The sequence below is a fragment of the Silanimonas sp. genome (genome assembly GCF_027531545.1).
GTDB lineage: Bacteria > Pseudomonadota > Gammaproteobacteria > Xanthomonadales > Xanthomonadaceae > Silanimonas.
The window spans coordinates 583,634-596,709 of the sequence record NZ_JAPZSC010000006.1 but is presented as its reverse complement, the minus strand read 5'-3'; the positions used below and the strand labels follow the sequence as shown (position 1 = coordinate 596,709).

Here is a 13,076-nt window from a genome sequence, read left to right as displayed (position 1 = left end):
CGCCCCCATCACGCCGGCTTCATGCCGGCTTTTTGGTCGGCGCCCCGCCGGCCTGAAGTGACGCCATGCTCGAATACGCCCGCTGGAAATACGTCGTCGCCCTGATCGTGCTGCTCGCCAGCGCGCTCTACGCACTCCCCAACCTCTATCCGCAGGACGCGGCGGTGCAGATCACCGCGAACCGCGGCTTCGCCGTCGACGACGCGCTCGACGCCCGCGTGGAGGCCCTGCTGAAGGAGGCCGGAGTCGCGACGAAGTCGGTGCAGAAGGAAGGCGACAGCCTGCTCGTTCGCCTCGATGCCGCCGACCAGCTCCGTGCGGCCGAGCTGCTGCGCCCCGCGCTGGAGCAGGGCTACACCGTGGCGCAGAACCTCGTGTCGACCGTGCCCGGTTGGCTGGACGCCTTCGGCGCCAGCCCGATGCGCCTCGGCCTCGACCTGCAGGGCGGCGTGCACTTCCTGCTCCAGGTCGACCAGAAGGCCGCCCTCGAGAAGCGCGAAAACAGCTACGCCGAACAGATCCGCGTGGTGCTGCGCGAGCAGAAGATCCCGTCGCAGGAAGTGACGGTCCGTCCGAACGACATCATCGTGCGCCTGTCCCGCGCCGAGGACCTGTCGAAGGCGCTCAGCGTCGTCGCCGTGGACGCCCCCGAACTGCAGCTGCAGCCGCTCCGTGGCAGCGCCGGCCCGGGCTTCACCGCCAGCATCGCGCCTGCCGCGCTGCAGGCCCTGCTTACCGAGACCATCAACCAGAACGTCTCGATCCTGCGCAACCGCATCAACGCGCTGGGCGTGGCCGAGCCGATCGTCACCCGCCAGGGTGATTCGCGCATCGTCGTGCAGCTCCCGGGCGTGCAGGACACGGCCCTGGCCAAGCGCGTGATCGGTGCGACCGCGACGCTGGAGTACCGCGCCGCCCTGTTGACGGCCACCGACGCGATCGAAGCCGAGCGCAGCGGCCGCGTGCCGCCGGAAGGCCGCATCTACTACATGCGCGAGCGCAATCCGGACGGCAGCCGCATCCCGGTGGTGCTGGCCAAGCGCGTGATCGCCGCCGGCGACCAGCTCGTGGCCGCCACCTCGATCACCGACCCGGAGACGGGCACCCCGGGCGTGTCGGTCACGCTGAACGCCTCGGCCGGCCAGCGCATGTTCGATTTCACCTCGCAGAACGTCGGTAAGCCGATGGCGGTGGTGTACATCGAGCGCGTGCCGGAAGTGCGCATCGTCGACGGCAAGGAAGTGCGCGGCACCAAGGTGACGGAAGAGGTCATCAGCCTCGCCTCGATCCGCGGCGTGTTCAGCCGCAACTTCCAGACCACCGGCCTCGAGAGCCCGCAGGAAGCGCAGCAGCTTGCCCTGCTGCTCCGTTCGGGTGCGCTGGCCGCGCCGATGGAGTTCGCCGAGGAGCGCATCATCGGCCCGTCGCTCGGCGCCGAGAACATCGCCCGTGGCCTCGAGTCGATCGCCGCTTCGTTCGTGCTGGTGCTGGTGTTCTTCGTCATCTACTACCGGATGTTCGGCGTCATCACCAACATCGCCCTGCTGCTCAACCTGCTGATGCTGGTGGCGGTGATGTCGATCATCGGCGCCACGCTCTCGCTGCCCGGCCTCGCCGGCATCGCGCTCACCGTCGGCCTCTCGGTCGACGCCAACGTGCTGATCAACGAACGCATCCGCGAGGAACTGCGCGCCGGAAACACGCCGCTGAACGCCATCGCCACCGGCTACGAGAAGGCCTCGGGCACCATCGCCGACGCCAACGTCACCGCGCTGCTCGCGGGCATCGCGCTGTTCGTTTTCGGCACCGGCCCGGTGAAGGGCTTCGCCCTCTCGCTGATCATCGGCATCCTGACCTCGATGTACACCGCGGTGTCGGTGTCGCGCGGCGTCGCCACCCTCATCTACGGCCGCCGCCGCAAGCTGGCCGGCCTGGCGATCTGACCGGAGTTTCCCCGTGTTCCGACTCATCCCGTTCGATACGAACTACGACATCCTGCGCTGGCGCCTGCCGTCGCTGGCCATCGCCCTCGCGCTGATGGTCGCGGCCCTGGTGCTGATCCCGATGAAGGGCTTCAACTTCGCGCTCGACTTCACCGGCGGCACCGTCGCCGAACTGAAGTTCGAGAAGGAGCCTGACCTGGAGCTCGTCCGCGCTGCTCTTGAAGGCGCCGGCTACAGCAACCCGGTGGTGCAGACCTTCGGTGCGGCCAACGACATCGTCGTGCGCCTGCAGCCGCGCGACGCCGAGGCGGGCGAAGCGGCGCTCCAGGAAAGCGCGGCGGCGACCGGCGGCGCGATCGCCGACCTGCTCGGCGAGCCCGGCAACAGCGTGACGGTCGTGCGCTCGGATTTCGTCGGCCCGCAGGTGGGCAAGGAGCTGGCCGAGAACGGCGTCCTGGCGATGTTCTTCGTGATCGTCGGCTTCCTCCTCTACATCACCTTCCGCTTCGAGTGGAAGTTCGCCGTGGCGGCCATCATCACGACCCTGCACGACGTGGTGCTGGTGGTGGGCTGGTTCGCGCTGACGCAGCACGAGTTCGACCTGATCGTGCTGGCCGGCGTGCTGTCGGTGATGGGTTACTCGATCAACGACACCATCGTGGTGTTCGACCGCGTGCGCGAGAACTTCCGCGGCCTGCACCATGTGAGCGCCAACGAGGTGCTCAACCGCTCGATCAACCAGACCCTTTCGCGCACGATCATCACCTCGGTCGTGGCCTTCCTCACCGTGCTGGCGCTCTACCTGTACGGCGGCGCGAGCCTCGAGGGCATGGCCGAAGCGCAGATGCTCGGCATCATCATCGGCACGCTGTCCTCGATCTTCGTGGCCTGCCCGCTGCTGATCTGGCTGAACGTCACCAAGCAGGACCTGCTGCCGAAGGCGAAGGACGACAGCGAGCTCGATCGCCGTCCCTGATCGGTTGCATGGTTTCGCATTCGAAGGCCGCGGAGTGATCCGCGGCCTTCGTCGTTCCGGGTACAGTGACGCCCTCGGCGCGGAGGGGCGAGGATGGCGGAACGCTCGGCGTGGACAGGTGGTTCGGAGCGATGGGGCGTGGCGCGGCGCTTGCCCGCGTGGCGGCGTGCGCTCCGTGGCCTGGTCCTCGCGTTCGGCCTCATCGGCGCGATGCCCTCGGCCTCGGCGCCCGTGGCCCCGGCGATGCCGCTGATGTTCGAGCGCGTCGGCGACGTCGAGCAGGTGCCGGAAGGGGTCGTGACCGGCCTCGCGCAGGGCGGTGAGGGCCTGCTGTGGATCGCCACCACGGGTGGCCTCGTGCGCTACGACGGCTACCGCTTCCGCCTCTACCAGACGCAACCTGACGACCCTGCCAGCCTTCCCGGCAACGTGGTGCGCGTGGTGCATCGCGCCCGCGATGGGCGCATCTGGGTGGGCACCGAATCCGAGGGCGTGGCGCGCTACGACCCCGTGACCGATCGCTTCGAGCGCTTCGGCGAGGCGGAGGGGGTTCGACTGCTGCCCATCCGTGCGTTGGCCGACGATGCCGAAGGGGGGCTGTGGATCGGTTCGACGGGCGGCGGTCTGACCCGGCTCGATCCAAGCAGGCGCCGCTCCGACGTCTGGCGCCACGACCCGGCATCGCCGACCTCCTTGCCCGATGACCGCATCTCGGCGATGCATGTCGATCGCGACGGCCATCTGTGGGTGGGGACCTGGCGGGGCCTCGTGCGACGCCGGGCGGGGACGGAAGTCTTCGAACGGGTGCTTTCCGACGAGGGCGATCCACTGGGCTTCGCCAATGCGCGCATCCGCGCCATCGCCCAGGTCGCGTCCGGCGACCTCTGGGTAGGGGCGCAGCAGGGCCAGGTCGCGGTGCTGCCCTACGCGGTGGCCACCGCTGCCGGCGTGCCGTCCCCTGGGGCGGTGCGGCGCTGGTTGGGCACCGGCATCAGCACGGTGGCCGAGCCGCTGCCGGGCGAGGTGTGGGTGGGTCACCCCGGCGGCATCGATGTGCATGCGGCCGAGGACGCGCGCCTGCTGCGGCCTATCCGCGCCGTGCCGGGCCAGGCCCTCGGGCTGGATCCGGCCGAGGTGCGCGCGCTGCTGGTCGACGACTCCGGCCTGCTCTGGGTGGGCAGCTTCGGTGGTGGCGTGCAGCGCACCGATCCGCGGCCACGAGGGCTGCTGAGCCGGCGCTACCAGCCCGGCGTCGATCCGGCGATGGCCCAGTTCAACGTGCTGACCATGGGCGAGGACGGCGAGGGCGGTCTGTGGCTGGGTCTGGCCGGTGTGGGCGTGGCGCGCATGGGCCCCGATCTCGCCTTGCGCGAGCTCCTGCGGCCTGGCGGCTCCGAGGCTGTTGCCTTCCAGGGCGACCAACCGTCAGGCGTGGCGGCCGGGGTGGATGGCAGCCTGTGGGTCGGGACCGAACGCGGGCTCTTCCTGCGTCGCAGCGGCCGGGCGGAATTCCAGCGCGTGGCGGGCCCCGAGTTCCTCGAGGGTTCCGCGGTGCGTCGCTTGTGGCCGGCGGCCGACGGCGGCCTTTGGGTGGGCACCGCCGATGGCCTGTTCGCCGTCGATTCCGAGGGCGGCACGCCGCAACGCATCGATGCCCCCGACGGTCGTCGCGTCGAAGGCAGCGTCGAGGCACTGGCCTTCGATGCCGGCGGGGCGTGGGTTGGCGGCAGTTCCGGCCTGTTCTGGCTGGATACGGTGCAGCGGACGCTGCGCCGCGTCGAGACGCGCCTGGACGGCGAGGTGCACGCCTTCGACGTCAATGGCGTGCTCGTCGATCGGCAGGGCCGGCTCTGGGTGGATGCCGACGGACTGCACCGCGCCATCGGCCGGGCGGACGCCGCGGTCGATTTCGAGATCATCAGCGCCCGCCACGGCGAGGGTGGCGTGAGCTTCGGCGCCAACCTGTTCGACGACGCGGACGGCCGGATCTGGAGCCAGCGCGCCCTCTACGATCCGGCCACCGACCGGTTCCGCCACCTGCTGCCGATCGATGGCGCACAGGTGGGGACGGGGTGGTTCCGCTCCTACGCCCGCTTCGGCGACGGCCGCCTGGCGTACGGAGGCCGTGAGGGCGTGCTGGTGGTGACGCCGGAGGCCTTCGTGCCCTGGTCCTTCGCGCCACCGGTGGTGGTGACGGATGTCTACGTGGATGGCCGGCGACAACCGGTCGGTCCGATGGCCCGCGAATTCCTCGTTCCGGCCGGCGGGCGCGGATTCACCATCGAGTTCGCCTCGCTGGACTACAGCGCCGCCACGCGAAACCTGCATCGCTATCGCCTGGAAGGCGTGGACCGGGAGTGGGTGGAGGCGAGCCACGAGAGCCGCGTGGCCGCATACGGCAACCTCTGGCCGGGCCGCTACCAGTTCTATGTTCAGGGCGGCAACCGCAGCGGCGAGTGGAGCGAGGCACGGGAAGCGTTGACGGTCATCGTCGAGCCGCGCTGGTGGCAAACGCCGGCATTCGTGCTGCTCGCCTTCGCCCTCGCGGCCCTCGCCACGACCCTGCTGGTGCGCTGGCGCACGCGGGTCCTCGAGCGGGCGCGGATGACGCTCGAACGCGAAGTGGAACGGCGCACGGCGGAACTCCGCGTGCTTTCCGAAGCACTGCGCGTGCGGACCCGCGAGTTCGAGGAGGCCAGCCTCACCGACCCGCTCACGGGCTTGCGCAACCGCCGCTTCATGTCGCTGCAGATGGCCTCGGAGATGGCGCTCTGGGTCCGGCGCAAGGCGCACCCGCCCGCTGCCGAAGCGGCGAACGACATGGTGGTGTTCCTGATCGACGTCGACCACTTCAAGGAGGTCAACGACCGCCACGGTCACGCGGCCGGCGACGAACTGTTGCGGCAGTTCGCGGAGCGCCTGCGCGCCGTGTTCCGGGCGAGCGACCACCTGGTGCGTTGGGGCGGCGAGGAGTTCCTCGTGGTCGCCCGCGACACGCAGCGCGAACGCGCGGCCGAGTTGGCGGAGCGGGTCCGTGATGCCATCGCCGGGGAGCCCTTCATCCACAACGGCACGCCACTGCCGCTCACGGCGAGCATCGGCTGGGCGCCGCTGCCGTGGGATGCGGCCTCGCCGCAGGCGCTGGGCTGGGAGGCCGTGGTGGCCTTGGCCGACCTCGCGCTCTACACGGTGAAGCAGGGCGGGCGGAACGGCTGGCTGGGCCTGATGCCGAACGTCGCCCTACCGCCGGACGCCGACCTCGCGTGGTTGATGAAGCGCATGCCGAGGATGATCACCTCCGGCGAGCTCCGCCTGGCGAGCAACCTCAACACCGACCGCCTGGCGCACCTGATCGCTTCGAAGGCGCGCTGAGGCGGACCGCTCAGGCCGCGGCGTCGGGGTTCAGCGGCGGCGGAGCGAAGCTGGCGAGCCAGCCGGATTCCTGCACCGCCTTCTGCACGGCGTCGACGACCTTCATCGGGCCGGCGATGCACTGGCCCTCGAACAGGATCTTCTCGTTGCGGCCCTTGAAGTCGCAGGCGCGGCCACCGGCCTCGCGCACCAGCAGGATGCCGGCCGCAATGTCCCAGGCTTTCACGCCGGCTTCGAAATAGCCGTCGGAGCGACCCGCCGCGACCCACGCCAGGTCGAGCGCCGCGGAACCGGTGCGGCGCACGTCCTCGGCGTCCTTCAGGAGCATCTCGATGCACTTGAGCTGCGGGCCGATGCGCTTGCGCTCGCGCGGCGGGAAGCCGCTGATCAGCACGGCACCACCGATTTCGCGCTGCGTGTTGATGCGGATGCGGCGGTCGTTGAGCACCGCACCGGCGCCGCGCGAGGCGCAGAACAGCTCGTTGCGGATCGGGTCGTAGATCACCGCGTCGGTCGGTTCGCCGTTGTCCACGAGGGCGATCGACACGCAGAAGTGCGGGATGCCGCGCAGATAGTTCGAGGTGCCGTCGAGCGGATCGACGATGAAGGTGTAGCGGCCCTTGCCGGTCTGGCCGGTTTCCTCGCCGAGGATGGCGTAGTCGGGGTAGGCGCGCTTCAGCTCGCGTATGATTTCGCGTTCGGCGAGGCCGTCCACTTCGCTGGCGTAATCCTGGCGGGCCTTCTCGACGACGTTGAGACTCTCGAGGCGCGACATGTTGCGCAGCAGGACGTTACCCGCGGCACGCGCGGCCTTGACCATGACATTGACGACAGGGTTCTGCATGCGCTGCCCGCCTCTTTCCGCTGGATTGTGTGAAGAACGATGGACCGGTCGTTGCCGGGCCGGCGCGGAGTTTAACCGATTCCCCGGAGGCAACCTTGCGCGCGCTTGAACGGGTCCGCATGGTGCTGGTGGGCACCCAGCACCCGCGCAACATCGGTTCCTCGGCCCGCGCGCTGAAGACCATGGGGTTCGGCGCCATGCACCTCGTGGCCCCGGAAAGATTCCCGCATCCCGAGGCCTCGGCGCTGGCCGCCGGCGCGGACGACTTGCTCGACGGAGCCCGGATCACCGGCAGCCTGGCCGAGGCCGTGGCCGGCTGCACGCTGGTGCTGGGCAGCACCGCGACGCAGCGCGCCGTGCCGATGCCCGAGCTCACGCCGCGGGAAGCGGCCGCTCGACTGCTGGAGGCCTCCCGTCACGGTGATGTGGCCCTCGTGTTCGGCCCGGAACGCACCGGCCTCGAGAACGCCGAGCTGCAGCTCTGCCATGCCTCCGTGTGCATTCCCACCGATCCAGACTTCAGCTCGCTCAACTTGTCGCAGGCCGTGCAGGTGCTGGCCTACGAGCTACGCCTTGCGGCCATGGCCGAAGCCGGCGTGGAGGCAGCGCGCGATCCGCTTGACGAGCGCCCGCCGGCCACGCACGAGGAGATGGAGCGCTTCTTCGCGCACCTCGACGAGGCCCTCCACGACATCGACTTCCACAAGGGGCGGAGCGGCGTGACGGTGATGCGCCGGCTGCGCCGCCTCTTCCTGCGCGCCGCGCCGGACGAGCGCGAAGTGCGCGTGCTGCACGGCATTCTTGCGGATGCACAGCGCATGGCCCGATTGGCCGGTGCCAGGAAGTCACAATAAACGTCAATCCGTGTCAGACTCGGCGGGTTACACGGTGTCAAGGCTGAGGATGGACGGGCGTAAACGGTTTCGTGCAGTGGCTGCGATGGTGTTGATGGCTTTGGCGCCCCTCGCCGCGGCCGATCCCGGCGTCCTCGTTCTCGGACGCATCAGCGACGATCCCCAGCGTCACTACGACCAGTTGAAGCCGCTGCTCGACTACGTCGTGCCGCGCATGGCCGACGTGGGCATCCGCGAAGGCCGCATCCTGATGGCGCGCGATACGTCGCGGATGACGAGCTACCTGCGCCACGGGCGCGTCGACTGGGTGACCGAGACCGCGGCCACCGGCCTCACCCTGATCAACCGTGCCAGTGCCCCGGTGCTGCTGCTGACCGAACGCAACGGCGTGAGCCATTACCGCTCGGTGATCTTCGTCCGCAACGATTCGCCCATCCGGACGATCAGCGACCTGCGCGGCCATCGCCTGGCCTTGCAGAACCCGGGGTCGACCAGTGCTTACCTGCTGCCGGCGATCACCCTGCTCGATGCCGGGGTGCCGATGGAGATCCTGCCGTCGCCGACCGATCGTCCGCGCAGCGGCGGCGTGGGCTACGTCTTCGGCAACACCGAAGCCAACATCGCCACCTGGGTGATGAAGGGCGTCGTCGATGCGGGCGCCTTCAGCGACGTTGATTTCGCGGAGCTGAAGCATCGCGATCCGCGCGCGGCCTCGCTGCGCATCGTGGGCCGCAGCATGAGCGCACCGAGGGCCATGGAGATCGTGCGCGCCGACCTCGATCCGCGCGTGCGTGACCGCCTGCGCGCCGTCCTTTTGCAGGCTTCGGTCGATCCAGAGGCCGCGCCCGCGCTGCGGCGCTTCTTCGGCACCACCCGTTTCGTCGAACTGACGCCCGAGAATGCCGCGGCGCTGGACGTGCTGTCCGAAGCCGCCCGCCGCACCCGGGAGGCCATCGAGTGACGTTCCGCTGGACCTTGCGCGCCCAGATGCTTGGCTGGGTGATGCTGTGCGTGGGCACGATGGCCCTGATCTTCGCTGGCCTGATCTGGCGCGAGCAGCGCAGCTTCGTGGCGATGCGGGAGGGCGGCGACGCCCTCGTCCTCGACGTGGTGCGCGATGGCCTGCAGCAGCGCGGTTCCGCGCTGGCCAACCAGCTCGCCAACGCGGTGGCCAACCCGCTGTACTTCCTCGATCTCGAGCGGATCGGTGAGTACGCACGCAACACCAACCAGCAGGCCGACGTCGAGTACGTGCTGGTCGCCGACGCGCAAGGCCGGATCGTGCATGACGGCAGCCGCGACATCGCGCGCTTCGGCGAGTCGCTGCCCGAACTCGAGGCCGTCGGGGGCGCGCCCGCGGAGGCCCTGCGCGGCGGCATCGAGGCCCACTGGGCCGATGGCCTGCTGCACCTGAGTGCGCCGGTGCGCCTCGGTGAGCAGCAGGTGGGCTGGGTTCGACTTGGGCTCTCGATGGACGAGGGCGCTCGCGCCGCCCAGGTCTGGAGCCGGACCGTGGAAACCCGGTTGGCGGAAACGCGTGCCGCCCACGTGCGCTGGCTGCTCGGCGGCCTGGCCCTGATCGCTGGCTTCGGCCTGATCGGGGTGTATTCGCTGCGCCGGAACGTGCTGAAGCCGATCCGCGCATTGGCCGAAGCGGCCCTCGCCGTCGAAGGGGGGCGCTACGCCGAGGCGCGGAACCTCGCGGCCCGCGACGACGAGATCGGCGACCTGACCAAGGTCTTCTCGCGCATGGCGGATTCGGTTGCGCGCCACGAGCGCGACATCCGCCGCATCGCCTACACCGACCCGCTCACCGGCCTGGGCAACCGGCTGGCCTTGAGCGAATCGCTGGAATCGCGGCTGCTGACGCTGCAGGCCAGCAGCGGCGAGCTGGCGCTGATGTTCATCGACCTCGACGACATCAAGCGCGTGAACGACACCCTCGGCCACCATGTCGGCGACGAGCTGCTGGTCGACGTCGCTGCGCGCATCCGCAGCGCCTGCGCCGAGGAAGGCATCGACGGCGCGGAACTCGCGCGCTTCGGCGGCGACGAGTTCGTGGTGCTGTTCCCCGAAGCGGACGTCCGGCAGCGAGCTGAATCGCTCGCGGCGCGCATCCTCGCGGCGATCAGCGCGCCGCTCACCGTGCAGGATCGCGACCTCGTCGTCTCCGGCTCGATCGGCATCACGGTGTTCCCCGACGATGCCGCCTCGGCGGCGCAGATGGTGAAGAACGCCGACATGGCCATGTACCAGGCCAAGGCGGCGGGCAAGGGTTGCTTCCGCTTCTACTCGCTCGCGCTCGACGAGGAAGTGGAACGGCGCGTGCGCCTGGAGCACGACCTGCGCGGCGCCTGGGAGCGCGGCGAGATGAGCCTGGCGTTCCAGCCGATCTTCGACCTCACGGACGGGCGCGCGGTCGGCGCCGAGGCCTTGCTGCGCTGGACGCATCCAGAGCTCGGCTTGGTGCCGCCTTCGATCTTCATCGGCATCGCCGAGGACAGCGGGCAGGTGGAAGTGATCGGCCATCGCGTGCTGGAGGAGGCGATGCGCGCGGCCGTGCGTTGGCCGGTGCCGAACGGCACGCGCGCGCCCTTCGTCGCGATCAACGTTTCGCCCCGCCAGCTTTCGCTCGGCAACCTGCCTGAATCCGTGGAAGGTGCGCTGCAGCGCACCGGCCTCGATCCGAATCGCCTGCACCTCGAGCTGACCGAAACCGCCATCCTGCGCGACGAGGCCCAAGCCACCGCGGCGTTCACCCGCCTGCGCGCGCTCGGCGTCGGCGTCTGGCTCGACGACTTCGGCACCGGCTTCTCCGGGCTCTCGCACCTCCGTCGCGTGCCCGTCGACGGAGTGAAGATCGACCGAAGCTTCATCACCGACCTGCTTCGCGACCCGAACGACCTGGCCCTCACCACCGGCGTGATCGCGATGGCGCATTCCCTCGGCGTGACCGTCGTCGCCGAGGGCATCGAGAACGAGGGGCAGCACGATCTGCTGCGTGAGCGTGGTTGCCCGCTGGGGCAGGGCTTCTACCTCGGGCGTCCACTGCCCGCCGAGGACGTGGGCCGGCTGTTCGGCTGAGCGCGGTGGCCGACGTGCCGCCGAGTGGTGCTTCCGCTCAGAACCAGCCGGCGACACGCTCACCGAAGGTGAGCAGCAGCTTGGCGACGTCGTCGACGAACAGCGCGACCACCAGCACCTCAGCCACGCCCAGCGCCCAAGCCAGCGCCATCGTCCGGCCATCGCGTTCGATCAGCGCGACCGCGAACACCAGCAGCACGAGGCCGAACGGGTAGTTGGTGAGCGGGATGGGCAGGGCCAGCAGCCCGCCGAGAACCACCAGCAGCAGCCCACTGATGGCCTTCGCGGCCGGGTGGTCGATCATCGCCGGCCAACGCGGACGGCTCACGCGTTCCAGCCAGGCCAAGGGGCGCGCCAGTCGCGCACGGAACCGGTCCAGCGAGGCCGTGGACACCGGCCGCCGTTGGAGCCAGCGCGGCAGCCACGGGTGCTCGGCCTGGGCCAGAAGTTGCAGCCCGGCCAGCGAGACGAGCGGGCCGCTGATGGCGCCGGCACCGGCGGGCAGTGGGAGGAAGGCGGGCAGGATGGCCAGCAGCAGGAACAGCCCGAAGGCACGTTCGCTGAAGGCGTCGAGCAGATCGGCGAGGGGCAGGGTGCCGGGATGGTCGCGCGCGATGCGCTCGAACAGCCGCTGCGTGGTCAGCCCGTCATCCATGGGCCGCGATCAGGCCTCGGCGCTTTCGTCGCGTTCGAGGCGCTCCACCAGCAGCTTGTCGATGCGGGCACCGTCGCGGTCGATGACTTCGATGCGCCAGCCTTCCCAGGTGAAATGCTCGCCAGCGTCGGGGATGCGGCCGAATTGCGCCATCACCATGCCGGCGATGGTGTGGAAATCGTGGTCTTCCTCGCCGGGGAGTGCGCTGACGCGCAACAGCTCGCGCGTCTCGTCGCTGGGCAGGCGCCCGTCCACCAGCCAGCTGCCGTCGTCGCGCTGCACGAGCATGGGCTCGTCGTCGCTGGCCTCGTGCGGGGCTTGGCCGCGGCCCATCACGGCACCGAGGAGATCGCTGGCGGTGACGGCGCCGATCACTTCGCCGTATTCGTCGACGACGAGGGCCATCGTCTGCTGCTCTTCGCGGAAGATTTCCAGCAGGCGCATCGACTGCGTCGATTCCGAGACGAACAGCGCGGGCTTGAGCGTGGAAAAGAGATCGACGCTGCCGCCTTGGCCAAGCCGCCCGGTGAGGCTTTTCACTTCGAGGATGCCCAGCACCTCGGCATCGTTGCCGCGATAGACCGGATAGCGCGAATACGGCGTCTCGCGCATGGTGGCGAGGTTGTCCTCGAGCGGCAGCTTGGCGTCGAGCCAGGTGATGCGCGTGCGCGGCGTCATCAGGCTGGCCGCGCTGCGGTCGCCGAGGCGAAGCACGCGGTTGACCATCGCCTGCTCGTCGGCATCGATGATGCCCTGCTCGTGGCCTTCGGCGACCAGCAGCCGGATCTCTTCCTCGGTGACGCGATCGCCGTCGCTGCGATCGGCGCGCAGCAGCTTCAGCAGCAGCTTCGTCGACGTCGCCAGGATGAAGACGAACGGCTTCGCGATCATGGCCATCACGCCCATCGGCAGGGCGACGAGGGCGGCGATGCGTTCGGGGTACAGGGTGGCGATGCGCTTCGGCACGAGTTCGCCGAAGACCACCGAGCCGTAGAGGATCATCGAGAAGCTGATGGCGTAGGCGATCCACTCCGCCCACTTCGGGTCGAGGCCGGTGTCGAGCAGCGGCGGGCGCAGGTGCACCGCGAAGGTTTCGGCACCGAAGTAGCCGAGCAACAGGCTGAGCAGGGTGATCCACACCTGGACCGACGACAGGAAGCCCTCCGGGTGTTCCGCCAGCTCCAGCGCCTTGCGCGCGCCGCGGCTTTCCTTCGCCAGCTGCTTGAGCCGCCCCTTGCGCGAGGTCATCACGGCCATTTCGGACATCGCGAAGAAGCCGTTCGCGAGGGTCAGGACGATGATCAGCAGGAACTGGATCACGGGCGCGCCTTCGAGGTCAGCGCCAGGA

General features: G+C 69.6%; 9 protein-coding genes. 6 read left to right on the top strand and 3 right to left on the bottom strand.

What is annotated here, in order from left to right; genetic code table 11:
• Positions 1 to 65: 65 nt before the first annotated feature.
• The 3 genes from secD to O9280_RS07025 all read left to right on the top strand — a co-directional run bounded on the left by secD (position 66) and on the right by O9280_RS07025 (position 6,291).
• Positions 66 to 1,943 carry a protein translocase subunit SecD gene (secD, locus tag O9280_RS07035; RefSeq protein WP_298340563.1) on the top strand — a complete coding sequence of 626 codons (1,878 nt, stop codon included), beginning with the start codon at positions 66 to 68 and terminating at the stop codon, positions 1,941 to 1,943.
• A 13-nt stretch (positions 1,944 to 1,956) separates the two neighbouring features.
• A complete protein-coding gene (gene secF / locus O9280_RS07030) occupies positions 1,957 to 2,919 on the top strand; it encodes a protein translocase subunit SecF (RefSeq protein WP_298340561.1) in 963 nt (320 codons plus the stop codon).
• Positions 2,920 to 3,012: 93 nt separating this feature from the next.
• On the top strand, positions 3,013 to 6,291 hold the full coding sequence (locus O9280_RS07025) for a ligand-binding sensor domain-containing diguanylate cyclase (protein WP_298340558.1): 3,279 nt from the start codon (positions 3,013 to 3,015) through the stop codon (positions 6,289 to 6,291).
• Between the two features lie 10 nt (positions 6,292 to 6,301).
• Here the strand turns inward: O9280_RS07025 and O9280_RS07020 are convergent, their stop codons facing one another.
• Complete coding sequence (locus O9280_RS07020) at positions 6,302 to 7,135, bottom strand: inositol monophosphatase family protein (RefSeq protein ID WP_297867265.1); 834 nt, start codon at positions 7,133 to 7,135, stop codon at positions 6,302 to 6,304.
• A 95-nt stretch (positions 7,136 to 7,230) separates the two neighbouring features.
• Between O9280_RS07020 and O9280_RS07015 the strand changes: the two genes are divergently transcribed.
• The 3 genes from O9280_RS07015 (at position 7,231) to O9280_RS07005 (ending at position 11,073) form a co-directional block, all read left to right on the top strand.
• Positions 7,231 to 7,989: an RNA methyltransferase gene (locus O9280_RS07015; protein ID WP_298340556.1), complete on the top strand. Its 759-nt coding sequence runs from the start codon at positions 7,231 to 7,233 to the stop codon at positions 7,987 to 7,989.
• Between the two features lie 94 nt (positions 7,990 to 8,083).
• A complete protein-coding gene (locus O9280_RS07010) occupies positions 8,084 to 8,950 on the top strand; it encodes a phosphate/phosphite/phosphonate ABC transporter substrate-binding protein (RefSeq protein ID WP_298340554.1) in 867 nt (288 codons plus the stop codon).
• Positions 8,947 to 11,073: an EAL domain-containing protein gene (locus O9280_RS07005; RefSeq protein WP_298340551.1), complete on the top strand. Its 2,127-nt coding sequence runs from the start codon at positions 8,947 to 8,949 to the stop codon at positions 11,071 to 11,073. Before O9280_RS07010 ends, O9280_RS07005 begins: the two co-directional genes overlap by 4 nt.
• Positions 11,074 to 11,110: 37 nt before the next feature.
• Here the strand turns inward: O9280_RS07005 and O9280_RS07000 are convergent, their stop codons facing one another.
• Positions 11,111 to 11,728 (bottom strand): exopolysaccharide biosynthesis protein, encoded by a 618-nt coding sequence (locus tag O9280_RS07000; protein ID WP_298340549.1) that lies wholly within the window; start codon positions 11,726 to 11,728, stop codon positions 11,111 to 11,113.
• Positions 11,729 to 11,737: 9 nt separating this feature from the next.
• Positions 11,738 to 13,048, bottom strand: a complete 1,311-nt coding sequence (locus O9280_RS06995; RefSeq protein ID WP_298340547.1) for a hemolysin family protein — start codon at positions 13,046 to 13,048, stop codon at positions 11,738 to 11,740.
• Between the last annotated feature and the right edge of the window lie 28 nt (positions 13,049 to 13,076).

Excerpts from the sequence above, each read along its gene's own strand:
- secD (WP_298340563.1), top strand. The coding sequence starts at position 66 with ATGCTCGAATACGCCCGCTGGAAATACGTCGTCGCCCTGATCGTGCTG.
- O9280_RS07025 (WP_298340558.1), top strand. The coding sequence starts at position 3,013 with ATGGCGGAACGCTCGGCGTGGACAGGTGGTTCGGAGCGATGGGGCGTG.
- O9280_RS07020 (WP_297867265.1), bottom strand. The coding sequence starts at position 7,135 with ATGCAGAACCCTGTCGTCAATGTCATGGTCAAGGCCGCGCGTGCCGCG.
- O9280_RS07010 (WP_298340554.1), top strand. The coding sequence starts at position 8,084 with ATGGCTTTGGCGCCCCTCGCCGCGGCCGATCCCGGCGTCCTCGTTCTC.
- O9280_RS07000 (WP_298340549.1), bottom strand. The coding sequence starts at position 11,728 with ATGGATGACGGGCTGACCACGCAGCGGCTGTTCGAGCGCATCGCGCGC.